We start from the raw sequence: 25,905 nt of genomic DNA, 5'->3' as shown, positions 1-25,905 counted from the left end.
CTAGCGCTTTCCTTTCTTGCGGGAGCCCTTGCCCCGGCCCTTGTCCGGGTTCGGCGCATAGCGCTGGGCCACCGCTGGCTTTTTGGCGCCGGTGCCGCGCCGGTCCGGCTTGGGCGCCTTCTTAGGCTTCTCTAGCTGCGCCGAAGGCTGCCGCGAGCTCTGCGCGGTCCGGCCACGGACAATGCCAATGAATTCCTCGATGACCTCGCTGGTGGAGTCACTCGGCCAGGCAAGGGCGATCTGCGTACCTTCGGCCCCGGTCAGGCGACGGGCCACTGTGTCCTTGACGTTGAAATGCCGGGCCACGGACATCGGCAGGATCACGAGACCGGCACCCGAGGCCACCACCTGCATGGCCATCTCCGGCCCGCCCATCTCGGCGACATCCAGGAAGTTCTCCTCCGCGAGATCCGCCAGCGCCACCTCTTCGAACACCGAGATTTCGTGTCCTTTCGGGGCCACCACCATGGGCTGCTCTTCGTAGAGCGGAATGACGTGGAGTCCATCGCGATCCACTGGCAAGCGCACAAAGCTGAGATCCGCCGAACCATCGCGCAGAACCTCCAACTGCGCGCCGTCGTCGGACATGAACGAGTGCAGCGGAACATCGGGCATGCGCTCTTCCCAGCGCCGGATCCATTTCCCGGGCGTCACGCCGGCGACGTAAGCGAAAGTAAGCCCCTGGGGGCCGCTTGTTTCAGCGTCGGAAGCGTCGGGGACGCCGACGGTGGGCACGGATTCTTGATCGGATGGCACCAGTTCACAGTACCGCGCACGCGGTAGCCAACGTAGCGCCGGCCAAAGCTACGCCGCGTACACCTGGACCGCCGTGGCCTTGACCACAAAGTGGACGCGCGAGCCGGGTTCCAGTCCCAGCTCGGCGGACGCAGAGGGCGTGATGTCCGCTGCCAAATCGCCGGCCCGGACCCTGATGTGGTCCCCATGCGGTTCAAGATCCGTGATTGCAACCGGGAAAGAGTTGCGCGGGCTGCCGTGGGCGGCGTCCAGGAAGATGGAAACGGCCGACGGCGGGAAGGCGGCGACGCCGGGCTGGCCCGGTTCCGCTTCGTCATCGAGGTGTCCCGCGACATGCAGGCTGGGAAGCTCGGCGGTAACGAACGTCCTGAGTCCGTCCTCCGTGACTGTGCCCGCCATGAGGTTCACCCCGGCCAGGCCCGCGGCGAATTGGCTTCGTGGACGCCTGAAGACCTCACGGGTGGCGCCCTCCTCCACAATCCTGCCCCTTTCCATGACGATCACGCGGTCCGCGAGCATGAGGGCGTCCAGGACGTCGTGGGTAATGATCAGGGCGCGACGCCCGGACAGGACGCGTTTGAGGAGCCGGCGCAAGTGCGGAGCGGCGTGGATGTCCAGGGCGGACATCGGCTCGTCAAGGAGCAGCAACTCGGGACTGGCCGCCAGCGCACGGGCCACCGCAACACGCTGGGCTTGTCCCCCGGACAACTGCCCGGGCTTCCGCCCGGCGAACTCCATCACGTCGACTTCGGCAAGCCAGTGCCGCGCAGTTTCACGTGATTCCGCCCGGGAAGCGCCTGCGCTGCGCGGGCCGAAAGCCACGTTGTCCAGGACGCTCAGGTGCGGGAAAAGCAACGGTTCCTGGGCCAACAGCGCCGTACCGCGAAGATGCGGAGGGGTCCATACCCGGCTGCCGCCGTCGAGGTTGAACAGGACCTGCTCACCCAGGCGCGCAGAGCCGGCGTCGGGCCGCAAGAGTCCCGCCGCCACGGAAAGAAGCGTCGACTTTCCGGCCCCGTTGGGTCCGAGGATCGCCACGGTTTCCGCTTGTCCAAGGCTCAATGACACGTCCAGGTTGCGGGCCCGGACGGTGGCGTCGATGTGGAAACTCACGCGGCCGCCTCCGCAGGAATGTCCGCGCGGCGCGGACGCCGGTAAGACAGCCCGACGACGATTACCGCCACAGCGACGAGAACCAGCGAAAGGGCGACGGCGGCGTCCGCGTCGGTCTCGCGCTGCAGGTAGATCTCCAACGGCAGGGTCCGAGTGACACCCTGCAAGCTCCCTGCGAAGGTCAGCGTTGCCCCGAATTCGCCCAGGCTGCGGGCAAAGGACAACACCGCCCCGGACGCGAGCCCGGGGAGGACCATAGGTACGGTCACACGCCGCAGGATGGTGGTGGGGCGGGCGCCGAGCGTCGCGGCAACAGCTTCGTAACGGTTGCCGGCCGTCCGCAAAGCGCCTTCAAGGCTGACCACTAGGAACGGCAGGGCGACGAAAGTCTGGGCCAGGACCACCGCCGTCGTCGAAAAGGCGATCTGGATGCCCGCGAGCTCAAGGCTTTTGCCCAGAAGACCCTGCCGCCCGAACGTGTAGAGCAGCGCAATACCGCCCACCACCGGAGGCAATACCAAGGGCAGGAGGACGAAGGCACGGAGGAGCCGCTGCCCGCGGAAGGGCCGGCGGGCAAGCACAAGCGCAAGGGGGATGCCCAAGACGACGCAGAGGGCGGTGCTCGCGGCGGAGGTACGGAGGCTGAGCCCCAACGCCGTGAGCGAGGAATCGGAAGTCACCAGCGGGATGAACTGCCCCCAATTGACCTTTGCGACCATGGCAGCCAGCGGCAAGAGGACGAACAAGCCGCCCACTACCGCAAGGCCATAGACCCACCGTGGAATCCCGCTGAAGTTCATCAACGCCTACGGTACGCCGAGGCTTGCGTCACCAGGACTTTCCGGGCGGCCCCGGCGACTCTTATGTGCGGCATGGATTCATCCTAGAACAGCGTCTGTGCCACTTCCCTGCGGCGGCGGATACCCTTGAACCATGACCTCTGCAAACTCCCAGTCCATGAAGCCGGCCACCGTTGCCAAGAAACTTGGCATCTACCTGCCTGCAACACCCCAGGAGTTCCAGGATTCGGAAATCACCCGCGCCGATTTCGCCGAGCTCCAGGCCAACACCCCGGAGTGGCTCGCCGAGCTCCGCCGGACGGGTCCGCACCCGCGTCCCGTGGTGGCACAGAAGCTGAATATCTCCATCAGCGGCCTCGCCCGCGGCGGCATCACCGAGGCCCTCACGACGGCGGAAATCACCGAACTGCTGGCAGCTCCCCCGCAGTGGCTCGTCGTCGAGCGCGCCACGCACGCAGCCGTACGCTCCGAGGCTAAGCGCATCAAGGAAGACGCTGCCAAAAAGGAAGCTACGAAGGAAGCCAAGTCCAACGCCTCCGCCAAGCGGGACGCACCCAAGGCATCCAAACGGGACCACGCTTAAGCTCCAACCGGACTTCCGCAGGAAGGCAGGTCACCCCAGCCAGGGTGCTCTGCCTTCCTGCATTTACCTGCAAATCGGGCTCTCGCCTCCGAGGCTTCCTCGGCGCATACTGAATTTGAAAGCGGTGCGCATTCGCTTGGAGGTGGTCCGATTGCCCGCCACAACTGGAATCCAGCTGACGGTCTGGGAGATCGGGCTGTGGGCGATTTTGCTCATGTGCGCGGTGGCCTTTACGGTCAACGTCGTCCGGAAAGCCGTCTTCCACGGAGCCCCCGACGGCGGACGTGTCGCCTTGGCCGGGCCCCTCGGCCACCGCGATCGGGACCTGGTCAAAGAGCCGGACGCGACCTTCTGGAACATCTTCGCCGGACTCGTGGTGATTGTCCCCGCGGTGGTCATCCCCGCGCTGGCCTCGCCCGTCGTCGGGCTCTTGATGCTCTTCCTCGGCATAGGTGCCGCTGTTGCCGCATTTGCCCTCGGCCGGAAACTGGAGCAGAAGCGTCAAAACCGCAGCGGTTTCACGGAAGCGGCAGCCCGTCACGACGCCCTCCTGGCTCGTTGGCAAAGGTATGAACTGGATCCTGCCAAGGGCATCGACTTCCCCGGCATGAGCGACGTCAACGTTCCGCAAACCGCCGCCTTGGTCCGTGCGTTGCAGGAAGCCCAGCGCTGCCGCGTCACTGCCGGGACGGACTATCCCCGCGCCGTCGAGCGGTTGGATGTGGCGATGGCCGAAGCCGAAGCAGCGGCGGGCGCTTCTGCACCGTAACTGGATCGCGCTCGGCGTGGTCGCACTGTGTGGTGGCGGAGGCGCCTACGGAATTGCCCCGATGTGAATCAGGAGTTCGTGTTCGGCACCGTCGAGGTAGCGGCGCAACTCGGCTGCGGCCTCTTCGCGCTGTCCGTTACGGATCTGGGCAACCAAGGCGGCGTTGCGTTCCACGTAATGGCCGTGGAAGTCGGGAGTGGTGGCCATGGCGTGAAAGACCAATCGCATCTCGGCCAGCACCTTCTCCATCAATGCGTCCAGGGAGGCGCTTCCGGACAACGACACCAGGGCCTTGTGCAGCTCCTGGTTGGCATCCGCCATGCCGGCCACCGATCCCTCCGCGCGGGCAGCCCGGGCTTTGTCGACGATGACGTCCATGGCGTCCAGGGCTCCAGCCGGGACATCACCCCACAACACGGCAGCCGGCTCGATCAGGCGGCGCACCCGGTAGATTTCGCGGACGTCGTCGGCTCCGGGGGCGGCCACGAACACACCGCGGTTGGGGATGCGCTGGACCACGGATTCGCCGGCCAGGACGGTAAAGGCCTCCCGCAGGGTGTTCCGGGAAACGCCGAGGGCCTCGGACAAGGTTTGCTCGGAGAGCTTCGTGCCGGGCGGCAACAAGCCATCGGAGATGCGCTGGCGAAGCTGGGCGGCAACCCACGCTCCCGTATGGGCGTGGGTGGCGTGGCCGGCGTCGGCGATTCCTTGAAGCGCAGCGTTCATGGGCATGCCCCAAATCTACCGAACAGCTGGCCCACGGAGCTCAGCCGATGCTCGCGATCACCTCTCCGCGCCCGACGGCGGTGCCCGGCCCTTGCGGACCCCTTGCCACAGTGCCTGAACGGTGGGCCGGAACGATGGTTTCCATCTTCATGGCCTCCAACACGGCCACGGGCTGCCCGACTTCCACGGCAGCACCGTCGTCAACCAGCCACTTCACCAACGAGCCGGACATCGGGGAGGCCAGTCCGGAGTCGTCGGCCACAACCGGCGCCGGGACAGCTGCGACGGAACCGCCACCGCCACTCATCAGCGCTTCGAACAGGCGAACGGGGAGCCCAAGCTGCACCGCCTTGCCATCCAGCTCCACCGTGAACGTGCTGCGTTCGGAACCGGGGGCCCCACGGGCGATCTCCGGAGACCCGGCCAGCTCTTCGGCGAACTCGGTCTCGATCCACGTGGTGTAGACGCCCAGCTTGTCCTCCGAAGTGAAGGCCTCGTGGCGGACCACGGCCCGATGGAAGGGAAGCACTGTGGGCAAACCCTTGATCCGCATCTCGTCCAGCGCAGCCCGGGCGCGGCGCAGGGCCTGCTGCCGGTCCTCGCCCCGGACGATCAGCTTGGCCAGGAGGGAATCATATTCCCCGGGAACCACTGATCCGGAGCGAACCCCCGAGTCCACGCGGATGCCCGGCCCTGTGGGGGCTTCGAAGACCTCTACCGTGCCCGGGCTCGGCAGGAAGCCGCGCGCGGGATCCTCGGCGTTGAGGCGGAACTCGAAGGCGTGTCCTTTGGGCTCGGGGTCTTCCGTCAGGGAGAGGATGCCGCCTGCGGCGATCCGGAATTGTTCGCGGACCAGGTCCACCCCGGACGTTTCCTCGGTGACGGGATGCTCCACCTGCAGCCGCGTGTTGACCTCCAGGAAGGAGATGGTGCCGTCCACAGCCACAAGGTATTCGACGGTTCCTGCACCGTAGTATCCGGCCTCGCGGCAAATGGCCTTGGCCGATTGGTGGATGAGCGTGCGCTGTTCAGGGCTCAGGAAGGGAGCGGGGGCTTCTTCCACGAGCTTCTGGTTCCGACGCTGCAGGGAGCAATCGCGGGTTCCGAGGACCACAACGTTGCCGTGCATATCGGCCAGGACCTGCGCCTCGACGTGCCGCGGCTGGTCCAGGAAGCGCTCCACGAAGCATTCGTCGCGTCCGAAGGCCGCCTTGGATTCACGTACGGCCGATTCGAACGCGTCCTCGATGTCCTCCAGGCGCCGCGCAATCTTGAGCCCGCGGCCTCCTCCGCCAAAAGCAGCCTTGATGGCTACCGGCATACCGTATTCCAGGGCGAAAGCAAGGACTTCAGCGGCGTTGGCCACGGGACCGTCGCTGCCAGGAACAAGGGGAGCCCCGGCGCGGACGGCGATCTCGCGGGCCGTCACCTTGTTTCCTAGCTCCCTGATCGACTGGGGCGCAGGGCCGATCCATGTAAGGCCTGCGTCGATCACGGCCTGCGCGAAGTCGGCGTTCTCGGACAAGAAGCCATATCCGGGGTGCACGGCGTCGGCACCGGCGCGGCGGGCGACATCGATCAGTTTGGCGATGTCCAAGTACGTCTCGGCGCCGCTGGAACCGCCCAGCGCGTAGGCCTCGTCAGCAAACCGCACGTGGAGGGAATCGGCGTCGGGGTCCGAGTACACGGCAACGGACTCCAAGCCCTCATCGGAGCATGCGCGGGCAATCCGCACGGCGATCTCGCCGCGGTTGGCGATCAGGACCTTTTTCATGGCTGGGTTCCTTCGGGGACGACGCCGGCAGCGGCAAGTTCAAGTGGTTCAAGGGTTGCGGGGTCCACGATCGTGAACCGCACGCTGTGGCCGGGCGGCAATTGCGCCGCCGTCGGCAGGTCTTCGGGTACGACGACGGCAATCACCGGATACCCGCCGGTCACCGGGTGGTCGGCCAGGAAGAGGACGGGGTGCCCGTTCGGTGGCACTTGGAGTGCGCCGGCAACTGCGCCTTCGCTGGGGAGCTCCCCCGCGCCGCGGCCGGGGTTTCGTTCGAGGGCGCGTTTGCCTCCGGGCCTGAGCCTGACACCGATCCTGTTGGACCGCTCGGTGGTGATCCAGTCCTCCCCCGTGAGAGCATCCAGGGCTCCGGCGACGAACCAGTCGTCCCGCGGGCCCAAGGTGATGCGGAGTTCCGCGGACGCCACTCCCAGCCGCAGCGTGGATTCCTCGGGAGCGCCGACCATCTGGAACAGCGGCGCCCTTCCCACCGGGAGGCGAGTCCCGGCCGACAACGGTGCGGGACCGATTCCGGACATCGAGTCGCTTGAGCGGCTGCCGAGCACCGGATGCACATCAATCCCACCGCGGACGGCGAGGTAGCTTCGGGCCCCGAGCGTCGGCTCCCCCAAGCTGAGGGTTTCGCCGTCCAGGAGGGCGAAGGGTGCGAACATCGCGGCGCACCGACCTGGAGCCCCCGATGCATCGCGGATTTCCAGCGGCACCACCGCTCCGGCAACAGCGAGCACCTGGTCGCCGACGGCCTGAACCGAGAGTCCGCCCAGCACCGTTTCCACAACCGCCGCGCCGGCTTCGTTGCCCACCAAGCGGTTGGCCTGGCGGGTCGATTGCTGGTCCACGGCACCCGCGGCGGACACTCCCAGGTCCCCCAGTCCGGGCCGGCCGAGATCCTGGATCAGCGATTGCAGACCGGGTGAGCCAACCACCAGGGCGGGACCGGTGACCTCCCCGGCAACGGGCTGCTGCACGCGAGTCAGGGCAACGGTTTCGCGGACGGCCGCATACCGGACCCTATCTCCCGGACGAACCAGCGCCGGTGACTCCCGCTCAAGATCCCAGAGGACCGCCGTCGTACGTCCGATCAGCTGCCAGCCGCCTGGGGATTGCCGCGGATAGACGGCGGAAAACGTCCCGCCGAGAGCCACGGAACCCGCCGGAACTGCTGTGCGGGGCGAGCTGCGGCGCGGCACGTCGAGGCTGTGGTTCTCGCCGAGCAAGTACGTGAAGCCCGGGGCGAAGCCGCCGAAAGCCGCCGTCCAGAGCTGGCCAGTGTGGGCGGCCACGACGCCGTCCCGGCCCAGACCGGTGAGCATGCCCACCGCGGTGAGGTCCTCGCCGTCGTACACCACTTCAATCGTGACGTCGCGGGAACCGTCGCACGGCACCGCGCCCAGGTCAACATGCCCGACGGCGGTACGCGCCGCGAGTGCCTCGGCGTGCGTGCCGAACTTAAGCAGTACGGTGGCTGCCGCGGCGACCGCGTCGAGCTGGCCGGGCAGGGGCTCGGCAAGCAGCCGGGAATGAAACGCCAGCACGGAAGGGAGATCGGAAAGTTCCACCAGCAGGGCACGCGGACCCGCCCAGCGTATTCCAGTGACGCTCACGCGAAACTCCGTACGGTGACGCCGGCGGCTTCGAGTCCCGCGCGGACGGCGGCTGCCATGGCCACGGCGCCGGGAGTGTCTCCGTGGACGCAGATGCTTTCGGCGTTGACGTTAAGGATGGAACCCTCGCGGGCCACGATTTTGCCCTCCGTTGCCAGGCGGACCATGTTCTCCGTGATGGCAGCGTGATCGTGCAGTACGGCGCCTTCTTCGCGGCGCGATACGAGGGTGCCGTCCGCGTTGTAGGCGCGGTCGGCGAACGCCTCGGCTACTCCGCGGAGTCCCTTCGCTTCGGCTTTGGCGAGTGCAACGGAGCCCGGCAGGAGGAGGAGTGGGAGTCCGGGACTGAAGGCATGGACGGCGTCGGCCACTGCCTGGGCGTGGACCTCGTGATGGACGATCGTGTTGTAGAGGGCGCCGTGCGGCTTGACGTACTTGATCTCGGAGCCGGCGGCACGGGCCAGGGCTTGGAGAGCGCCGAGTTGGTAGAGAACGTCGTCGGCCAGTTCTGTTGCGGAGCAGTCGAGGAAACGGCGCCCGAAACCCGCAAGGTCGCGATAACCCACGTGGGCACCGATGGTTACTCCAGCTGCGACGGCCTCGCGGCACGTGCTGGCGATGGTGCTGGGATCTCCGGCGTGGAATCCGCAGGCCACATTGGCACTCGACACGTAGCGGAAGACTGCGGCGTCGTCGCCCATGGTCCAGTTGCCGAACGATTCTCCGACGTCGCTATTGAGGTCAATAAAAGGCATTGTGATCCCCGTCTCAGGTTGAATACCTCACTATCATGCCTGAAACGCCAAGATTGTTCAACAATCTTGCTTACGGACCAGTTGCCCGGATTCCAAAAGTGAGGTCCCGTCCCTTTCGCCGAGCGACTTCAAGCAAGCGAAAGAGACGGGACCCCACGTGTGGATTAGTTCAGCTTCCTAGGCCACCGGCACCGCAGCCACAAGGTTGTTGGCGGTGACGATCCGGGCGGCCGTTGCCTGGCCCATCCGGACTGCGCCGTCCACGTGCTGGTAGCCTTCCGCGGCCAGGTCGGAGGAGGACCAGTAGATGGGTCCAACGTTGGCATGCTGGTCCTTGCCGTAGCGGTGCAAACCGCCCAGGTCGTAGCTGGCCGCATAGGCACCGCGGGTCCACTCCTCGGAACCCCAATCGGATTCGTAGTAGACCTCGGCATCCAGGGCCTTTTCGCCCAGGAAGCTTGCGATGGACTCAAGGACCTTCTTCTTGCGGTCCTCGGCGCTGAGCTCGAAGACGGCGTCTGCCTTTTCGTCCGAGATGAAGCCCACCAGGGTCCCGCGGGTGTCCCCGTGGTTGGTGTTGTCGTAGACCTCCTGGACCAGGGCGTCGGCGCCGAAGCCCGTGCCGGACAGGCCGTCTTCGCGCCAGAACGGCGTGCTGTAGACGGCATGGACCTTGATGACCAAGCCCAGGGACTGGTGCTGGTGCATCTGGTGCTGGCGGCGCGGCAGCGGCGGGTTGAAGGACACGCGGGAGTACAGGTTCGGCGGGACGGCCATGATCACGAATCGTGCGTTGACGGTTGCAAGCTCGGACTCAACGGTGACGCGGTGGCCTTCGCCGGCCGGCTCCCAATTGATGGTGCGGACCGGGCTGTTAAGTACGACGTCGTCACCCAGTTCCGCGGCGATCAGCAGGGAGACCTGCTGCATGCCGCCGATAACCCGCTTGTCCAGGATGAAGTCTTCGTCCGTCAGGTTGGAGAAGGAACCTGCCGAAGCCGCCATCAGCACCGCTTGCAGCGCCGAGAAAGCATGGGCCGGCTTGGTCAGCATGCCGCCGGCGATGAAGAGGCCGATGTTGTTGCAGGCTTCCTCGTCCGTGGAGTTCTGGCGCAGCCAGTGGTGGAAGGAGATGGTGTCCAATTCGCGGGCCTTGGGGTGGGCCCAGGGCTCCTCCGGGCCGATCTCGGCGGCGAGGCCGTCCAAGATGGCGGTGAGCTTGTCCATCTCGGCGGCCGTGGTCTCGCTGACCGGGAAGGAAGCCCCGGTGTAGCGGGTGCGGCTGCCGTCCGCCGCCAGGTAGACAGATTCTCCGTCGCGGTAGCGGGAGTACATCTTGAGGCCAAGTTCGTCCAGGAGCCCCATGAGGGCGGTCTGGTCCGGGGACACCCATTGTCCGCCGATTTCCAGCATGGCTCCGTCAATGGTGTCGGTCCAAGTGCGGCCACCGACGCGGTCGCGTGCTTCGAGCACGGCAACGCTGAGTCCGGCCTTCTTCAATTCGCGTGCGGCCGTCAACCCCGACGGACCGGCACCGACAATTACGACGTCGCGATCAAGATTCAACATGATGTCCTTTCTGTGGCCGTCCCCGTTGGCTGACCAATAAATGAATGACGTTCATTTATCTCAACTGTAGCTGTCTTGGCCCCGGCTGTGAAGACCCAAATGGAATAATGCTTTGACATAACCTCCAGAAAGGTCAGCGATGCCTGAACCCACCCCCGCTCCCGGCGAGACCAAAGCGCGTCGCAGGGCAGGTCGGCCAATGGCGGCGGTCCTGGGCCAGGACGGCATTACTGCAGCGGCACTGGAACTGATCAGCAAGAAGGGCTACGACGGCCTCACCATGGCCGCACTTGCGCGCTCCCTGGGCGTGGCGCCGTCGGCCCTTTACAACCATGTGTCCTCCAAGGATGACGTCCTCAAGCTCGTGGAAGAGGATCTGATGTCCAAGGTCGACTTCGGCGGTTTCAGCACGCTCCCCTGGGAGGAGTCCGTCCGGCAATGGGCCTATTCCTACCGCGGCATCTTCGCAAGGCACACCCCGCTCATCTCGGTGATCGCGGTACTTCCGGTGACGGACGCCCCACAGACGCTCGCCATGTACGAAGCCGTCACGGAGGGATTCCTCCGCGCGGGTTTCCCGGAGAAGCAGATCATCCCGAGCATCGTGGCCCTCGAGGCGTATATATTCGGCGCCGCTTTCGACGCGAACGCGCCGGCGGACATTTTCGATTCGGGCCGGTTGGCCGACTCTACGCCGCACTTCACTTCGGCGGTCCGCAGCCTTGGACCCGAGCGGAACAACTACCCGTCCGACCTCGCGTTCAACATGGGCTTGGACGCGCTGATCACAGGCCTCGGGGCGCTGCGTACCCAGCCCAAGTAGCTCGCATTTGTTGTCGTTATGAGCCCCCAAAACGACAACAACTGCGAGCTAGTTGGGAGTTACGAGCGAGTTGGGGAGTTAAAAAAAGGAACCCCGGTCAGAGACCGGGGTTCCTTTGATTGCGTGCGCGAGGGGGGATTTGAACCCCCACACCCTTTCGGATACTGGCACCTGAAGCCAGCGCGTCTGCCGTTCCGCCACTCGCGCGCAACTTCTTTCACCCGGGCCGTACCAGGTTTCCCCGGCCTCACCCCTGCGAAAGCAGCGAGATCAAGCATAACGGACAACCCGTTGAAAACGCCAATCGACCAAGGACGGGGCTGTAAAACCCCGGAACCCCACGGATTGTCGGTCCCCCACATGATGCGGAAATCACGCGAGAAGCGTCCCGAAATGACGCAGGCAGGCGAACTTTTCCGGCGTTCCAGGCGTTGTGGAATAAGGCCATTCACAGTCTTGCCCAGTAGTATCGGGGTTGAAGACAGGCTCCTTGCGTGCGCTCCGGCCACTGCGGGGATTCGTCTTGGCTACTGACACTGCAGGGTCAACGAAACGGAAGGAGAAGGACCATGGGCTTGCTTGACAAGGTTGAACGTGGCATCGAAAAGGCCGTCCGCGGCGTCTTCTCCACCGGGTCGCGGGCGCGGGTGGAGCCGGTGGAGATAGCCAGCAGGCTTCGCCGTGAACTGGACAACAAGTCCATCACCATTTCGGCCGGCCGTACGTTGGCTCCCAACGTCTTCGACGTCCTCTTGAGCGATGGAGACTTTGCTCGCGCCCAAGACTGGGGAACTCCCCTGGCCGAAGAATTGTGCGACGTCGTCATCCAGCACGTGCGCAGCCAGGGTTACATCCTGCAGGGTCCGGTACGGATCTCCTTCCGTCACGACGAAGCCCAGCGCGAAGGCCACTTCGAAATCACGTCCAGCACTGAGAAATCCAACGGGGCGGCCGCGCCTGCTGCTCCGCGGCCCGTTGTCCCCGCCGCGCCAAGCCGCGAACCCACACGGCTCCAGCCTGTCCTGGACATCGGCGGACAGCGCTATTCACTCAACGCGCCTTCCATCGTGCTGGGCCGGTCCTCCGAGGCCGACATCCTGGTGGATGATACCGGCGTCTCGCGCAAGCACTTGGAAATCCAGACAGAGGCCGGGGTCATCCGCGCTGTCGACCTCGGTTCCACCAACGGAAGCTACGTCAACGGCCACAAAGTGGACGGCAGCGTGGAACTTACTGACGGATCCACCATCACCATGGGACGGACCAAGATCATTTTCAGACTTCTCCCCCAGCCCTCTGGTGGGCGCCCGTGAGCGACATCAGCGAACTGACCATCACCGCGCTCCGCTTCGGCTTCCTGCTGTTGCTGTGGGTACTGATCTTCAGCATCGTCTCGACCATGCGTCGCGATCTCGTAATCGGCCGCAAGGCAGCCATGGGAACTCCGACGGCGCGCGAAGTACGCAAGCACCCGGAACTCGCCCCCGCGCCACCCCAGCCCGTGAAGCAGCAGGCGCACCAGCTGGTGGTCGTCGAGGGCCCGCTCAAGGGGACCACCCTTCCTTTGGCCGCGAGCCCGATCCTGCTGGGCCGCGCACAAGAGGCCACGTTGGTCCTTGAGGATGACTATGCTTCGGGCCGCCACGCACGCCTGTTCCCCCAAGGCAGCCGATGGTTCATCGAAGATCTCGGCTCCACCAACGGCACCTACCTCGCCGACCAGCAATTGACCCGCGCCCTGCCGGTGGAGCTTGGCGTCCCCGTGAGGATCGGCAAGACGGTCATCGAATTGAGGCCGTAGCCCATGGCTTCCCCTCCGACTTCCGAGGGCAAGGCACTGCCTCCGGAACTCCCCCTGATCATGCGCTATGCGGCGCGGTCCGACGTCGGGCGTGTCCGCTCGAAGAACGACGACTCCGCGTATGTCGGCCGGCATCTTGCCGTCGTTGCGGACGGCATGGGCGGGCATGCGGGCGGGGACGTTGCCTCGGCATCCACCGTGCTGGACATGATCCACCTCGATCACGATTCCTACCCGGACGGCGCAGAAACCGTCCTGGCAGATGAAATCCAGACCGCAAATTCCCTCCTCTCCGAGCTTGTCCACGTAGACCCGAAGCTTGCAGGCATGGGCACCACGGTCACCGCCCTGCTGCTCGAAGGCAGGCGGCTGCATTTCGCGCACATTGGCGATTCCCGCGCCTACCGCCTGCGTAACGGCAAATTCGAACAAATCAGCGTTGACCACACTTTCGTCCAGAGGCTCATCGATGAAGGCCGGCTGCGCCCGGAGGAAGCCGAAACCCACCCGCACAAGAACGTCCTCATGCGCGTTCTGGGCGACGTGGACGCGAGCCCCGAGCTGGACCTGGACGAGCTCGACATCGAGCCCGGCGAACGCTGGCTCCTCTGCTCCGATGGCCTGAACTACGTCCAAGGCGCAGTCGTGGAGCAAGTAGTCCGCGAAACCAAGGACCTTGCCGAATGCGCAGATCTCCTCGTTGAGCTCACGCTCGCCAACGGCGCTCCGGACAACGTCACCGTGGTGCTGCTGGAAATCGTGGAAGAGACCGGCGACAACCTCAGCACGGCCGCGGTCGACGTCGTCCCAGAAGCGCCAGCCCCGCCGAGCAAGGACGGCACGCACGGCAGCGATGCGGCAACCCCGGCCAAAGGGTCCGGGGCCAACAGCCCCGCGGCCGGCAGGGTCACACCGCGGGAAACAACGTCCGACGCCGGGCCTTCCGCCGCCGCGGCAAAGCCCACCGCCGCCACGGAGCCCGCAGCGGCGGGTCCCGCAAAACCGGCCGGGATCACTGAGCCGACGACGGCGACAGACCCGCACCTTGGCGAACACCTGTCGGCGGAGATCCTCCGCGAAGAGCTCGCAAGCCGTCCGCACGAACTGGTCGGCGCTGCCGCAACCGCAGCCGAAACGGGTTCGATCCCCACCATAGCCGGACGCAGCGTTGCACGCCGGGCTGCCACCGTGCTGACCCACAAGGCTGACCAGGACCGCCAGGATCCACAGCCGCTTGCCGCCCGGAAGCGGCGCTGGTTGACGCCGGCTATTGCCGCGGTCTTGGCCATTTTCGTCGTCGCCGGGCTGTGGCTCGGTTATGCGTGGACCCAGACACGCTACTACGTCGGTGAATTCAACCAGCACGTCGCAATTTTCAACGGCATCTCACAGAGCCTTGGCCCGTTCCAGCTCTCAAAAGTCGAGACCGTGACAAATATCCGCATGGACTCTTTGCCCGAATACACGCAGCAAAGCCTTCGCCAAACCGTTCCGGCGCGCGATCTCGGCGACGCTCAGCAAATTGTGAAAAGCCTGCAGGACAAGGGCACTACCGGCCTGCCGGCCAATTGCCCCACAAGCACAGCTAAGCCAACGGCAAGTCCCACCCCCACGCCAAGCCCCACGCCGGCAAGCCCAAGTCCCTCGAACCCGCCAACATCGTCACCCACGTCTACGCCGGTCCCTACGTGCGCGGTGTCCCCATGATTCTGGCCATAACCACACCCAAGCCGCGCCGCAACGTCGAGCTCATCCTGCTGGTCCTTGCCCTTGCTGTGGGAATCGGCGCCAGCGCCATGGTCGGGCTCAATAGTACGGCCGCTTTCGACAGCGACTTCTGGTTCCAGTCGAGTCTCTTGATCGTGGCCGCATTCGCTTTCCACATGATCCTCAGGTTCCGCGCAAAATATGCCGATCCGATCATGCTTCCGATCGTCGTTGCCCTCAACGGCTTGGGACTCGCCCTCATCCATCGCATGGACCAGCCAGGCGAGGATACGGGTAACAACCAGCTGCGCTGGACCCTCCTGGCCATGGCCGTGTCAATCGTCGTGATCTGGTTCCTCAAGGACCACCGCCTCCTCCGCCGCTTCACCTTTATCTCGCTGGCGGCCAGCGCAGTTCTCCTTGTATTGCCGCTCGTTCCCGGTATCTCCGCTGGCGAGGTGCTCGGCGCCAGCGTCTGGATCCGGCTCGGTCCCATGACTTTCCAGCCAGGCGAAATCGCCAAGATCACCCTGGCTATATTCTTCGCGGGTTATCTATCCTCCAACCGGGACCTCATCCTGCTTGCCGGCCGCAAAATCGGCCCCGTTCAATTGCCGCGCTTCAAGGATCTTGGCCCCATGATCACGGCTTGGCTCGTGAGCATCGGCATCCTCGTCTTCCAGCGGGATCTCGGCACATCGGTCCTCTTCTTCGGCTTGTTCATCGTCATCATTTACGTGGCAACAAGCCGAATCAGCTGGGTGGTCATCGGCATCGCGCTGATCCTTGGTGGCGGATTCCTCGCGTCCAAGTTCTTCTCGCACGTCGCCTTCCGGCTGGACAGCTGGTGGAACGCGTTCACCCCGGAAGTCTTCGACCGGTCCCCGGGCGGCAGCGGACAGATCGTCCAAGGTCTCTTCGGGATGGCCGACGGCGGCCTTGTAGGCACAGGGCTCGGACAAGGCCGGCCGGATCTGGTGCCTTTCGCCAACAGCGACATGATCGTAGCCCTCATCGGTGAGGAACTGGGACTGATCGGCCTCTTTGCCGTCGTGATGCTCTACATGCTGCTCTTCACCCGCGGGTTCCGCGCAGCTCTTGGCGCGCGGGACGCATTCGGCAAGCTCTTGGCTTGCGGCCTCTCCTTCGCCATAGCGTTGCAATGCTTCGTGGTGATCGGCGGCGTCACGCGGCTGATCCCGCTGACGGGGCTCACCACTCCCTTCCTTGCGGCAGGCGGTTCCTCCTTGCTTGCCAACTGGATCATCGTGGGCTTGCTGCTCATGATTTCGAACACCGCGCGCGGCCCGGTGGACACTACGCCCATTACCCATGCCCCCACAGAGGCGGTGCAGACCTCATGAACCATTCCATACGCAATGCGTGGATGGCAGCCGTTGCCATGTTCGCCCTACTCTTTGGCGCGATCAGCTATGTCCAGGTCATCGGCGCCGGCGACCTCAATGACAATCCGTGGAACCAACGCGCCGTCCTGGCGAACTACTGCAACGACCGCGGTGCCATCATCGTGGGCGGCAAGCCAATCGCCGAATCGGTTGCCGGAGACGAAACCTGCAAGTACCAGCGCAGTTATGCCCAGCCGGAGCTCTATGCGGGGATCACGGGCTACTTCTCCAGGACCTATGGGTCCACCGGGCTTGAGCAGCAGCTCCGGGATGAGTTGGCCGGCAGCTCCGACCAGCTCTTCCTGGACCGAGTCAGCCAGATATTCCTTGGCAGCCAGCCGAAGGGCGCGTCTGTGGAATTGACGCTCGATCCCGTGATCCAGAAGCTCGCCTACGATCTCATTCCTGACGGTCAGCGTGGCTCGATCGTCGTCACCAACCCGAAGACGGGCGCCATCATCGCTATGGTCTCCAAGCCGTCCTACGATCCCAACCTGATTGCCACGCACGATCCCGCCAAGGAACAGGCAAGCTACAACCAAATCAACCAGGTCCCCGGCATCAACCTCAACCAGTCCGTGAGCGGACCCACCGGTGAGCTACTGGCGCCTGGTTCGGTGTTCAAGCTCGTGGACACGGCAGCTGCATTGAGCTCCGGAAAGTACAACAAGGACAGTGTTTTGCCGAACCCGGACAGCCTGCCGTTGCCCGGTTCGAGCGCCTCGTTGCCCAACTATGCCGGTGGCAACTGCTCAACCCGCAACACGGCCGATTTCCCATTCGCTTTGGAGCAGTCGTGCAACACGCCCTTCGCCAGCATCGCCCTGGACCTGGGCCAAAAGGCCATCGCGGACCAGGCCAGCAAGTTCGGCTTCGGGCAGGATTTCGGGGACCAACTCAAGCTCCAGTCGGCTGTCAGTGTCTTCCCCACGAATCTGGACCAGGCAGCGCTCGCCCAGTCCGCCGTCGGGCAGCGTGACGTCAGGGCCACTCCGCTGCAAATCGCGATGATGACCGCGGCTATTGCCAATAAGGGTGTCCAGATGAAGCCGAACCTCATCAAGACCGTGCGGGCACCTGACCTCCGGGTCATCAGCGAGCCCAAGCCCGAGGCACTGCGTACTTCCACCACGCCTGATATCGCCAGCCAGATCACGCAGTGGATGACCGACGTCGTATCCCAAGGAATCGCGAGCGGTGCCGCGATACCAGGAATCCAGGTGGCCGGCAAGACCGGTACGGCGCAACTCGGCGATACAGGCTTGAACAACTCATGGTTTACCGGGTTCGCCCCGGCCAACGACCCGCAGGTAGCCGTCACCATTGTTATGGAAGGCGTTAATGTGTCTACCGGCGCAAAGCTAACCAGTCCGAACGCGAAGAAGATTTTTGAGGCGGTGTTGAATAAGTGAGACCTACGTCAGGAATCACCCTCGGCGGCAGGTTCCAGCTGACCAGTCGCATTGCGATTGGCGGCATGGGAGAGGTCTGGAGGGCCAAGGACCAGATCCTTGGCCGGATCGTCGCCATCAAGGTACTCAAAGAGGAATACACGGGTGACCCCGGGTTCCTCCAACGGTTCCGTGCCGAGGCCCGCCACACCGCGTTGCTTAATCACGTGGGGATCGCCAACGTCTTCGACTACGGAGAGGAAGACGGCTCGGCCTACCTGGTCATGGAGTTGGTGCCGGGTCAGCCGTTGAGCAGCATCCTGGAACGCGAGCAGGTCCTTTCGCCGGACCGCACCCTGTCCATCATTTCCCAGACCGCCCGGGCGCTGGCCCCCGCGCATGCCCAGGGTTTGGTGCACCGGGACATCAAACCGGGCAACCTCCTGATCACGCCGGACTTCCGTGTCAAGATCACCGACTTCGGCATCGCCCGCCTGGCAGACCAAGTTCCGCTCACGCAGACCGGGCAAGTCATGGGTACGGCCCAGTACCTTGCTCCGGAGCAGGCCACGGGGCAAACGGCCACGGGCGCCTCGGACATATATTCCCTCGGGGTTATTGGCTATGAGTCCCTCACGGGGCATCGTCCGTTCTCCGGTGAATCCCAGATCGCCATCGCGCTTGCCCAGGTCAACGACGCTCCGCCGCCGCTGCCTGAGAGCCTGCCCACTCCCGTACGCGCCCTGCTGATGTCCATGCTCGCCAAGGATCCGAAGAACCGTCCTGCGGATGCGATCAAGCTGGCTGAGGCCGCGGAAGCGATCCGCGCGGGCGATATTGCCACGGCACACGCCGCCGTACCGGGAATGTTGCTGTTCGAATCCACCACGGGCCCTATCACAGCGCCTACGGACATCGCCACCGCGCCTACCGGCATTGTCACCTCGCCGTACGGCAGGGAAGCACGTTCGACGTCGACGTCGGCGCTCCCAGTGATCGGCGCCGCCGCGGCGGGAGCCGCAGCGGTAGGGGCTGCAGCCGAAGGTGGAAACGCCCTGGCGCGTGCCAATGCCCTGGCCGCCGAGCGCAGTCTGGATCAGGCCGACGAGCACAACCAGTACATCCATGAGGAAGAGGAGTACCAGGAGGAGCCGCGGCGGAAGAAGCGCAGCGCGTGGACGTGGCCGCTCATTGTCTTGATCGTGCTCGTGGTGCTCGCCTTGGTGGGTGCGATCCTGACCCAGTCCGGACTGTTCTCGCCCAGCAGTCCCGCGCCGGCCACCACAACCCCTCCTGCCCAGGTCTCGAGCGCACCGCCAACCTCGGCAAGTCCGAGCGCCACGGAGACTTCGGCGACCCCGACGCCCAGCACGACCACCGCGGAGGCCATCAACCTGATCCCGGAGCAGTACAAGGGACAGCCGTACGACAAAGTGCGCTCTGACCTCATCGCTCTGGGCATGAGTGTCAACGGAGTCCAAGTCTTCGATCCTTCGACGGCGGGTACGGTCATCGACATCAACCCGTCAGGACCCCAGCCCAAGGGGACCACCATCACTGTCAGCTACTCCAAGGGACCGCAAATGGTTACGGTGCCGACCATCGGCCAGGGGGCCGCCGAGTCGCAAGTGCAGGCCGCCATCGAAGGCGCCGGCCTGCGCTGGGTCACTGGAGCCCCCGTTGATGGAGCAACCGGCCAGGCGCCGGGAACTTTCGTGAGTTCGGATCCCGCCGCCGGGCAGAAAGTAGCTTCCGGGTCCGTAGTGACCTATCACCTGTCCAAGTCGACCGCGTCCGCTTCTCCTTCCGCCAGCCACTAAGACACCATGCCAACCGGACGTTCCACCCCTGCCCACAGAGAGGACAGCACTCCAATGACATCCCAGCGCGTCCTCAACGGGCGGTACGAACTCGGTGAATTGCTCGGCCGTGGTGGCATGGCCGATGTCTACAAAGGCATCGACACTGTGCTCGGACGAACCGTGGCGGTGAAGCTGCTCCGTGCCGATCTTGCCCGCGATCCGCAGTTCCATGCTCGCTTCAAGCGCGAGGCTCAGGCGGTGGCGGCCCTGAACCACTCCTCCATCGTGGCCATCTATGACACCGGGGAGTACACGGTGTCCGGTGGCCCGGGCGAGGACGTCCGAGTCCCTTACATCGTCATGGAATACGTGTCCGGCCGGACTCTCCGCGACCTGATCCGCGCCAAGGAACTGGACATCGATCAAGCTATCGAGTTCATCCTTGGCGTCCTTGCCGCGCTGGAGTACAGCCACAAGGCCGGGATCGTCCATCGCGATATCAAGCCAGCCAACGTCATGGTGACCGGCGAGTCAAACGATGTGAAGGTCATGGACTTCGGAATCGCCCGGGCGATGGCCGATTCCGCGGCAACCATGACCCAGACGCAAGCCGTGGTTGGTACCGCCCAGTACCTGTCGCCCGAGCAGGCCCTCGGCGAGACCGTGGATGCCCGTAGCGATCTGTACTCCGCGGCATGCCTCCTGTTTGAAATGCTGACGTCCCGCCCCCCGTTCACGGGCGACAGCCCTGTCTCGGTGGCCTACCAGCACGTCCGCGAGATCCCCGAGCCCGCCAGCACATTCAATCCGGCCGTTTCGGAGGCACTGGACAGCGTCCTGGCCAAGGGCCTGCAAAAGAATCGCGCCGATCGTTTCCAAGATGCGGCTGCCTTCCGCCGTGCCTTGCGTGCGGCCAAGAACGGCGTGGCAGTCCCGGCCTTTGCCGCCGGAACACCCACAGACGTCCAGGACGTCGTGCCGTCGACACAGCAGATTCCGGAAAATGGCTTGGCGCGCGGCCTGACGGGCGCCGAATTCCTGGACAGCACACTGACCGGAGGGTCGGGCAATGGCCATGACGCCCGCGACCAGGACACGATGCTGGCCCTGCAGGCCGGCGAACCGCAATCTGAACCAGACCTCGACGGCGGCATGCCGCTTGGTTTCGCCCCTGAACGCGAGCGGACCCCCCGGCAGAAGTCCCGCCGTCGTGCATGGGCCGCCGTTTTGATCATCTTTACGCTGCTTGTCCTGGCTGGCGGTGCATTCTGGCTGTACAACACGGTCAATGCGAAGCCGGCACCACCGGCTTTGGTCGCAGTACCGCAAGTGGTCGGAATGAGCGAGGCCATGGCATTGCAAACGCTGTACGGCGCCAATCTCAGCCCGGAGTCGAACCATGTCCCGGATGACAAGGTCCCCAAGGGGACAGTGATCAGCACCGACCCTGGCGTCGGGTCCCAAGTGGCGCTGAAATCGCAAGTCATGCTGAACGTTTCGGATGGGCCGGTCTCCGTGACCGTCCCGGCAGGCCTGAGCGGCCTCACCGAAGCCGCGGCCCGCGATCTCCTGCGTCAGGCCGGCCTCGTAGGTGGGTCAAGTACCTTGGCCAATAGTGCCACGGTTCCCGCAGGCTCCGTCATCAGCACCAAGCCGGCTTCCGGGGCTGTAGTAGGCGTGGGCAGCACCGTTGACTTGGTGGTGTCCACGGGCAAGGTATCGGTGCCTCAACTCGTTGGTTTGAGTGAGGCCGATGCCGAAGCGTTGCTCAAAGCGAACGGCCTGGCCATCGCGGTCACCGAACAGGAGAATTCGCAAGTAACCCCCGGAAAGGTGACGAGCCAGGGCGACGCTTTCAATTCCCTTGTGGAGCAGGGCAAGACCATCAGCGTGATTGTCGCGAAGGCTCCCGCCCCGTCCCCGAGTCCCACTCCGACGTCCACGCCGTCTCCTAGCGACACCCGGGGCGGCGGAGGCTTGGGCGGATTAGGCGGCTAGCGCTGGATCAGCGGGCTAAGGGTGGCCGCACGGGCGGCCGCCCCGGACATCCCGAGTGATTCAAGCCAGTTGCCGAGCATGAGGTAGCCACCTTCGGTGAGCACCGATTCCGGGTGGAACTGCACACCGCACAGCGGCGCCGAACGGTGCTGCAGGCCCATGACAACCCCGCTGGCGGTTTCGGCAGTGATCTCCAGGACGTCGGGGATGCTTTCCCGTACGGCCGCCAGGGAGTGGTAGCGGGTGGCCGTCACCGGCGAGGGCAGCCCGGCGAAAACGCTCTTGCCTTGATGCAGCACAGGTGAGGTCTTGCCGTGCATCAGCTCCGGTGCGTGCGTGACGGTCCCACCGTAGGCCTCGGCCAGCGCCTGGTGCCCGAGGCAGACCCCGAACATCGGCTTGTTGTTGTCTCCGCACCACTTGATCAACTCAATGCAGACGCCGGCTTCGGCAGGGGTGCCGGGGCCGGGGGAGATCAGCACGCCGTCGCGCGCGTCCGCCAGCTCGATCGCTTCGGCGAGGGTGACGTCGTCGTTCCGGACCACCGTGGTTTCAGCACCGAGTTCCTGCAGGTAGCCGACCAGGGTGTAGACGAAGCTGTCGTAGTTGTCCACGACGAGGATTTTTGTTGTGCTCATGGCTGCTGTGCTGAACCAATCGTTGAGTCGGTGAGGGTAGTGAACTGTGACATCCAGGGGAAGAGGAACTGGACCATCAGGACAAGCGCGCATGCCACGAGGGCTGCTGATGTCAGGATACGCACCCACAGGGGTCCCGGGAGGTGGCGGAAGATCCATCCGTACATGGCTTAACCCTTTCCGCGCGTCTGGGCGACTTGCTTGGCGATGTCCTGTGGTGGCCCGGCGGATGCCGGTTGCCAGCTTTCCAGCAGGGAGTACGCGATGATGCGCTCTTGCGCACCGAAGCGCGGATTGCAGCTGGTCATGGTCAGGTAGCTTTCGGTGGGCGTCGCACCGGGCTGTGTGGGGACCGGAAGAAGGACGTCAGTGCGCGAAGGCAGCACGATCTGGTTGTTGCGGAAGACGTACGTGTAGTAGCCGTCTTTGGTCTGCACGTAGATTTTGTCGCCCGGAACCAGGAGATGGATGTTGTCCAGTACAGCACCATGCGTCTGGCGATGTCCGGCGACGGCGAAGTTGCCGGGGGCTCCGGGCATGCCGGTGGTTCCGTAGTGACCGAGGCCCAGTGTGTCCAGGATGTCGGAACCGGTTCCCTCGATGATGGGCCGCGAATAATCCGGACCGAATCGCGGAATGTACATGATGCCGATCATTCCGCCGTGCTCGGGAGCCTGGGCAACCACGGGCTTCCCGTAGTTGGGCGGTCCGGCAGGGTTGGCAGGGGCAACCGGTGCCACAGGTCCCGCTAAAGTCTTGGCAAAACCCTGGACGGCCTGGCTTTGCTTGGCGTCGGCTTCGACGTTGGTCCACCACAGCTCCCAGGCCACGAAGAGCAACAGGATGACTCCCGCGGTGAGGAGGAGCTCGCCCACGATCTGGACGATCTTCCGCACAATGTCGCCCGTGCGTGGCCGTCCCTTGCGCCTCGCCGAGCGCGGCTTGTGTCCCGCGGGGCGGGAACCCTCCGCGCCGGTTCCTGTGCCGTCGTCCGGCACGGCAGCGGCTTGCTGCGTCTGCTGCTGCGCCACTGGATCTCCTCTTAACAGGCGCGGATGCCCGACGACGAGCAGTCTCCGAAATCCGGCTAGACTTGACTGCTAGTACGAACCCGGAATTGCCGCGCGCGCGTTGACCGCTGGAATTTTCCTTCCTGCAGGATATCAAGCTGGCGCGTGGCCTTTCATTCAGCCGGCCAAGGAGGATCCGTGCCCGAGTCCAAGCCCCGTAAGAGGGCCGCCCGCCCCACCGAAGCGGCCACCGCGCAGCAGTACAAGCCGAACCCCATCTGGTACAAGCCCGTCATGTTCGGTCTCATGATCATCGGCTTGCTGTGGATCATCACGTTCTACATCACCAGCGGCCAGCTTCCCGTGCCCGCATGGGCGTCCTGGAACATCGTGGCCGGCTTCGGCATTGCGATCGTCGGCTTCCTCATGACCACGCGCTGGCGCTCCTAAGCGGCGACCTCACATTTCGAGCGCCTGTACCGTCTACAAGACATGACCACCAGGCACACCACCATTGATTCGCCACTGGGCCAGCTCACGCTGACTGCCCAGGACGGGCAGCTGACCGGCATCTTCTTCGAGGGTCATTGGCATATGCCGCCTTCGGAATTCTTCGGTGAAGCCGTCCCCGCCGAGGACCCCTTGTTCCAACAGACCGCCGCTGAACTCGGCGAATACCTGGCTGGCGAGCGAACGGTGTTCGACGTACCTTTCAAGGCTTCAGGGAATCCGTTCCAGCAGCGAGTCTGGGCCAGGCTGGAAGAAATTCCGTATGGCGAAACCGTCAGCTACGGAGAATTGGCCACCGAACTGGGCGATCGCAACCTTTCCCAGGCCGTCGGTTCGGCGGTTGGCCGCAATCCGCTGAGTATCGTCATCCCGTGCCATCGGGTTGTGGGGCGCGACGGGAGGCTCACCGGATACGCCGGAGGCCTGGAAAACAAACGGTTCCTCCTGGAACTCGAGGAACCAGCGGCGGCGAAGGAAAGCAAGCTCTTCTAATGGAGCCCAAGAAGCCGTTCGAGCTGGTCGTCCGGGAGCACGGACCCACGGTCCTGCGTGTGTGCCGCGCGGTTCTCGGCGCCCACGACGCGGAAGACGGCTGGTCCGAGACTTTCCTCTCCGCCCTGAAGGCCTACCCCGAACTTCCGGCCGACGCCAACCTCCAGGCCTGGCTCGTCACCATCGCCCACCGCAAATCCATCGACATCGTCCGGGCCAGGAACCGCCAACCGGTTCCCGTGGATGAGCTGCCCGTGCGACCGTCCGGACTCGGCATCCCCGGCGACGGTCACCAGGACATGCTCGACGCCGTCGGGCAGCTTCCGCCGAAGCAACGCCAGGCGGTGGCGTACCACTACCTTGCCGGGCTCCCCTACAAGGATGTCGCCGGGCTTCTCGGCGGAACCCCCGACGCCGCGCGTCGAGCGGGAGCGGACGGCGTCAAGGCCCTGCGCACCATTCTCGTCGATAGCTCCGTGAGCTACGTGAAAGAAGAAACCCCATGACCATCCACCACGACGAACCGGACGTCTCCGAGCTGCTCGCACCCCTCGATTCCGTTGAACCGGCCGTCATGCAGCGGCTCCATGACCGCCTCGCAGCGGCGGCCGCCGAGCAGCACACGCTCGATATCGCCTACCGCACGGTGGATTCCCCGATCGGCAAACTGCTCCTTGCCACCACGGAGCGAGGCATGGTGCGCGTGGCGTTCGAAGTGGAAGACCACGACGCCGTATTGCAGTTGCTCGCGGAAAAGCTCAGTCCGCGGATCCTCTTCTCAGCGAGCCGCCTGGATCCCGCTGCCCGCGAATTGGACGAGTACTTCGCCGGGACCCGGCACCAGTTCGACCTGCCCTTGGATTTCAGCCTTTCGCGCGGCTTCCGGCTCAGCGTCCTGGAACATTTGCCGCAGATCGCCTACGGCCACACGGAAAGCTACGCGCAAGTGGCCTTGGCGGCCGGCAGCCCGCGAGCCGTGCGCGCCGTCGGCACTGCGTGCGCCACCAACCCGCTGCCGGTGATTGTGCCTTGCCACCGGGTGGTGAAATCCGATGGATCGTTTGGCAACTACCTCGGCGGCACGGAAGCCAAGCGCGCCTTGTTGGCTCTCGAGGCAGCATGAGCCCAGGGTGGACGGAACCGCTGTTTCCGCTTGAGTTGCCGGCCGCGCCCGACGCCGGTCCACGGGAGGTCGCGCCGGGTGCCGTGCACGTTCCGGGCTGGCTGAGCCTTGGGCAGCAGCGGTGGATCGCGGCCCGTTTCGAGGAGTGGACGCGGGGTCCCGTCCCCTTGCGCGCCGCGGTCCTTCCCGGCGGGCACCCGATGTCCGTCCAGACTGTTTGCCTCGGCTGGCACTGGCAGCCCTATAGATACACACGCGAGGCCTTTGACGTCAACGGGCGGCGGGTCCTCGACTTTCCTGACTGGATGGCGCGCGTGGGCCGCAAAGCACTGTTCGAGGCATACGGTGACGCCGCCGAAGCCGCCGGCTACACGCCGGACACCGCGCTGGTGAATTTCTATAACGACGCCGCCAAGATGGGGATGCACCAGGACAAGGACGAAAAGTCGCGGGCCCCTGTGGTGTCACTCAGCATCGGAGACAGTTGCGTCTTCCGCTTCGGGAACGCGGAGACGCGCACCAAGCCGTATACCGACGTCGAACTGTCTTCAGGGGACCTGTTCGTTTTCGGAGGCGCATCCCGTTTTGCGTACCACGGCGTCACTAAGGTGCTCCCCGGAACGGCCCCCGAAGGTTGCGGGCTGCCCAGCGGGCGGATCAATATCACCATGCGTGTCACTGGAATGTCGTAGGACCGGGGCACAATGTCAACAACAGCTTCTGCCCGTCTTCCT

26 protein-coding genes and 1 tRNA gene are annotated in these 25,905 nt (G+C 64.8%); 15 read left to right on the top strand and 12 right to left on the bottom strand.

Features of this window, described 5'->3' with window-relative positions; genetic code table 11:
* The 3 genes from NFJ07_RS21695 to NFJ07_RS21685 form a co-directional block, all read right to left on the bottom strand.
* Positions 1 to 735: a LysR family transcriptional regulator substrate-binding protein gene (locus NFJ07_RS21695; protein ID WP_442865383.1), complete on the bottom strand. Its 735-nt coding sequence runs from the start codon at positions 733 to 735 to the stop codon at positions 1 to 3.
* 69 nt (positions 736 to 804) lie between these two features.
* The gene (locus NFJ07_RS21690; RefSeq protein ID WP_269997731.1) at positions 805 to 1,869 is read right to left on the bottom strand and encodes a sulfate/molybdate ABC transporter ATP-binding protein; all 1,065 of its coding nucleotides are present in this window, start codon (positions 1,867 to 1,869) and stop codon (positions 805 to 807) included.
* A complete protein-coding gene (locus NFJ07_RS21685) occupies positions 1,866 to 2,669 on the bottom strand; it encodes an ABC transporter permease (RefSeq protein WP_269997729.1) in 804 nt (267 codons plus the stop codon). The genes NFJ07_RS21690 and NFJ07_RS21685 overlap by 4 nt, the downstream gene beginning before the upstream one ends.
* A 133-nt stretch (positions 2,670 to 2,802) precedes the next feature.
* On the opposite strand from NFJ07_RS21685, the gene NFJ07_RS21680 reads away from it, so the two are divergent.
* Together NFJ07_RS21680 and NFJ07_RS21675 are read left to right on the top strand one after the other, a co-directional pair.
* Complete coding sequence (locus NFJ07_RS21680; protein WP_269997728.1) at positions 2,803 to 3,252, top strand: DUF5997 family protein; 450 nt, start codon at positions 2,803 to 2,805, stop codon at positions 3,250 to 3,252.
* A gap of 151 nt (positions 3,253 to 3,403) precedes the next feature.
* A complete protein-coding gene (locus NFJ07_RS21675) occupies positions 3,404 to 4,021 on the top strand; it encodes a hypothetical protein (RefSeq protein WP_269997727.1) in 618 nt (205 codons plus the stop codon).
* Between the two features lie 45 nt (positions 4,022 to 4,066).
* Here the strand turns inward: NFJ07_RS21675 and NFJ07_RS21670 are convergent, their stop codons facing one another.
* From NFJ07_RS21670 to NFJ07_RS21650, 5 genes are all read right to left on the bottom strand, one after another.
* Complete coding sequence (locus tag NFJ07_RS21670; protein ID WP_269997725.1) at positions 4,067 to 4,753, bottom strand: GntR family transcriptional regulator; 687 nt, start codon at positions 4,751 to 4,753, stop codon at positions 4,067 to 4,069.
* A gap of 34 nt (positions 4,754 to 4,787) precedes the next feature.
* On the bottom strand, positions 4,788 to 6,521 hold the full coding sequence (locus tag NFJ07_RS21665; RefSeq protein WP_269997723.1) for an acetyl/propionyl/methylcrotonyl-CoA carboxylase subunit alpha: 1,734 nt from the start codon (positions 6,519 to 6,521) through the stop codon (positions 4,788 to 4,790).
* Positions 6,518 to 8,146, bottom strand: coding sequence for a 5-oxoprolinase/urea amidolyase family protein (locus tag NFJ07_RS21660; protein ID WP_269997722.1), 1,629 nt, complete (start codon positions 8,144 to 8,146; stop codon positions 6,518 to 6,520). The genes NFJ07_RS21665 and NFJ07_RS21660 overlap by 4 nt, the downstream gene beginning before the upstream one ends.
* Positions 8,143 to 8,901, bottom strand: a complete 759-nt coding sequence (locus NFJ07_RS21655; RefSeq protein WP_269997721.1) for a LamB/YcsF family protein — start codon at positions 8,899 to 8,901, stop codon at positions 8,143 to 8,145. Before NFJ07_RS21655 ends, NFJ07_RS21660 begins: the two co-directional genes overlap by 4 nt.
* 177 nt (positions 8,902 to 9,078) lie before the next feature.
* A complete protein-coding gene (locus tag NFJ07_RS21650) occupies positions 9,079 to 10,470 on the bottom strand; it encodes a flavin monoamine oxidase family protein (RefSeq protein WP_269997720.1) in 1,392 nt (463 codons plus the stop codon).
* A 139-nt stretch (positions 10,471 to 10,609) separates the two neighbouring features.
* On the opposite strand from NFJ07_RS21650, the gene NFJ07_RS21645 reads away from it, so the two are divergent.
* The gene (locus tag NFJ07_RS21645; protein ID WP_269997719.1) at positions 10,610 to 11,293 is read left to right on the top strand and encodes a TetR/AcrR family transcriptional regulator; all 684 of its coding nucleotides are present in this window, start codon (positions 10,610 to 10,612) and stop codon (positions 11,291 to 11,293) included.
* A gap of 124 nt (positions 11,294 to 11,417) precedes the next feature.
* Here NFJ07_RS21645 and NFJ07_RS21640 read toward each other — a convergent pair.
* Positions 11,418 to 11,500 (bottom strand) — tRNA-Leu (locus tag NFJ07_RS21640).
* A gap of 362 nt (positions 11,501 to 11,862) precedes the next feature.
* Here NFJ07_RS21640 and NFJ07_RS21635 point away from each other — a divergent pair.
* From NFJ07_RS21635 to pknB, 7 genes are read left to right on the top strand one after another with little or no spacing between them, the layout of a single operon-like run.
* Positions 11,863 to 12,606 (top strand): FhaA domain-containing protein, encoded by a 744-nt coding sequence (locus NFJ07_RS21635; protein WP_269997717.1) that lies wholly within the window; start codon positions 11,863 to 11,865, stop codon positions 12,604 to 12,606.
* 5 nt (positions 12,607 to 12,611) lie between these two features.
* Positions 12,612 to 13,094 (top strand): FHA domain-containing protein FhaB/FipA, encoded by a 483-nt coding sequence (locus NFJ07_RS21630; RefSeq protein ID WP_269997758.1) that lies wholly within the window; start codon positions 12,612 to 12,614, stop codon positions 13,092 to 13,094.
* A gap of 3 nt (positions 13,095 to 13,097) precedes the next feature.
* The gene (locus tag NFJ07_RS21625; protein ID WP_269997716.1) at positions 13,098 to 14,801 is read left to right on the top strand and encodes a PP2C family protein-serine/threonine phosphatase; all 1,704 of its coding nucleotides are present in this window, start codon (positions 13,098 to 13,100) and stop codon (positions 14,799 to 14,801) included.
* Positions 14,798 to 16,165, top strand: a complete 1,368-nt coding sequence (locus NFJ07_RS21620; RefSeq protein ID WP_269997714.1) for an FtsW/RodA/SpoVE family cell cycle protein — start codon at positions 14,798 to 14,800, stop codon at positions 16,163 to 16,165. Before NFJ07_RS21625 ends, NFJ07_RS21620 begins: the two co-directional genes overlap by 4 nt.
* A complete protein-coding gene (locus NFJ07_RS21615; protein WP_269997712.1) occupies positions 16,162 to 17,619 on the top strand; it encodes a penicillin-binding transpeptidase domain-containing protein in 1,458 nt (485 codons plus the stop codon). The genes NFJ07_RS21620 and NFJ07_RS21615 overlap by 4 nt, the downstream gene beginning before the upstream one ends.
* Complete coding sequence (locus NFJ07_RS21610) at positions 17,616 to 19,418, top strand: protein kinase domain-containing protein (protein ID WP_269997711.1); 1,803 nt, start codon at positions 17,616 to 17,618, stop codon at positions 19,416 to 19,418. The genes NFJ07_RS21615 and NFJ07_RS21610 overlap by 4 nt, the downstream gene beginning before the upstream one ends.
* A gap of 54 nt (positions 19,419 to 19,472) precedes the next feature.
* Positions 19,473 to 21,398, top strand: coding sequence for a Stk1 family PASTA domain-containing Ser/Thr kinase (pknB, locus tag NFJ07_RS21605; RefSeq protein ID WP_269997709.1), 1,926 nt, complete (start codon positions 19,473 to 19,475; stop codon positions 21,396 to 21,398).
* On the opposite strand, the gene NFJ07_RS21600 is transcribed toward pknB, so the two are convergent.
* The 3 genes from NFJ07_RS21600 to NFJ07_RS21590 are packed head-to-tail and all read right to left on the bottom strand — an operon-like array spanning position 21,395 to position 22,935.
* Entirely contained in the window at positions 21,395 to 22,036 is a 642-nt protein-coding gene (locus NFJ07_RS21600; RefSeq protein WP_269997708.1) for an aminodeoxychorismate/anthranilate synthase component II, read from the bottom strand. The two genes, pknB and NFJ07_RS21600, sit on opposite strands and share 4 nt — an antisense overlap.
* On the bottom strand, positions 22,033 to 22,203 hold the full coding sequence (locus tag NFJ07_RS21595) for a hypothetical protein (protein ID WP_269997707.1): 171 nt from the start codon (positions 22,201 to 22,203) through the stop codon (positions 22,033 to 22,035). Before NFJ07_RS21595 ends, NFJ07_RS21600 begins: the two co-directional genes overlap by 4 nt.
* Positions 22,204 to 22,206: 3 nt before the next feature.
* The gene (locus tag NFJ07_RS21590; protein WP_269997757.1) at positions 22,207 to 22,935 is read right to left on the bottom strand and encodes a class E sortase; all 729 of its coding nucleotides are present in this window, start codon (positions 22,933 to 22,935) and stop codon (positions 22,207 to 22,209) included.
* 309 nt (positions 22,936 to 23,244) lie between these two features.
* On the opposite strand from NFJ07_RS21590, the gene NFJ07_RS21585 reads away from it, so the two are divergent.
* Genes NFJ07_RS21585 through NFJ07_RS21565 form a run of 5 tightly spaced genes read left to right on the top strand, consistent with a single transcriptional unit; the run spans position 23,245 to position 25,863 of the window.
* Complete coding sequence (locus tag NFJ07_RS21585) at positions 23,245 to 23,496, top strand: cell division protein CrgA (protein ID WP_078107039.1); 252 nt, start codon at positions 23,245 to 23,247, stop codon at positions 23,494 to 23,496.
* 42 nt (positions 23,497 to 23,538) lie between these two features.
* Positions 23,539 to 24,048, top strand: a complete 510-nt coding sequence (locus NFJ07_RS21580; RefSeq protein WP_269997706.1) for a methylated-DNA--[protein]-cysteine S-methyltransferase — start codon at positions 23,539 to 23,541, stop codon at positions 24,046 to 24,048.
* Positions 24,048 to 24,554 (top strand): RNA polymerase sigma factor, encoded by a 507-nt coding sequence (locus tag NFJ07_RS21575; RefSeq protein WP_269997704.1) that lies wholly within the window; start codon positions 24,048 to 24,050, stop codon positions 24,552 to 24,554. Before NFJ07_RS21580 ends, NFJ07_RS21575 begins: the two co-directional genes overlap by 1 nt.
* A complete protein-coding gene (locus tag NFJ07_RS21570) occupies positions 24,551 to 25,171 on the top strand; it encodes a methylated-DNA--[protein]-cysteine S-methyltransferase (RefSeq protein ID WP_269997702.1) in 621 nt (206 codons plus the stop codon). The genes NFJ07_RS21575 and NFJ07_RS21570 overlap by 4 nt, the downstream gene beginning before the upstream one ends.
* On the top strand, positions 25,168 to 25,863 hold the full coding sequence (locus NFJ07_RS21565; protein WP_269997701.1) for an alpha-ketoglutarate-dependent dioxygenase AlkB family protein: 696 nt from the start codon (positions 25,168 to 25,170) through the stop codon (positions 25,861 to 25,863). Before NFJ07_RS21570 ends, NFJ07_RS21565 begins: the two co-directional genes overlap by 4 nt.
* The last annotated feature ends 42 nt before the right edge of the window (positions 25,864 to 25,905 follow it).

Origin of the sequence: Arthrobacter sp. B2a2-09, assembly GCF_027587375.1 — a bacterium.
In the GTDB taxonomy this organism is placed as follows: Bacteria; Actinomycetota; Actinomycetes; order Actinomycetales; family Micrococcaceae; genus Arthrobacter.
This window is presented reverse-complemented; position numbering and strand designations above follow the sequence as displayed.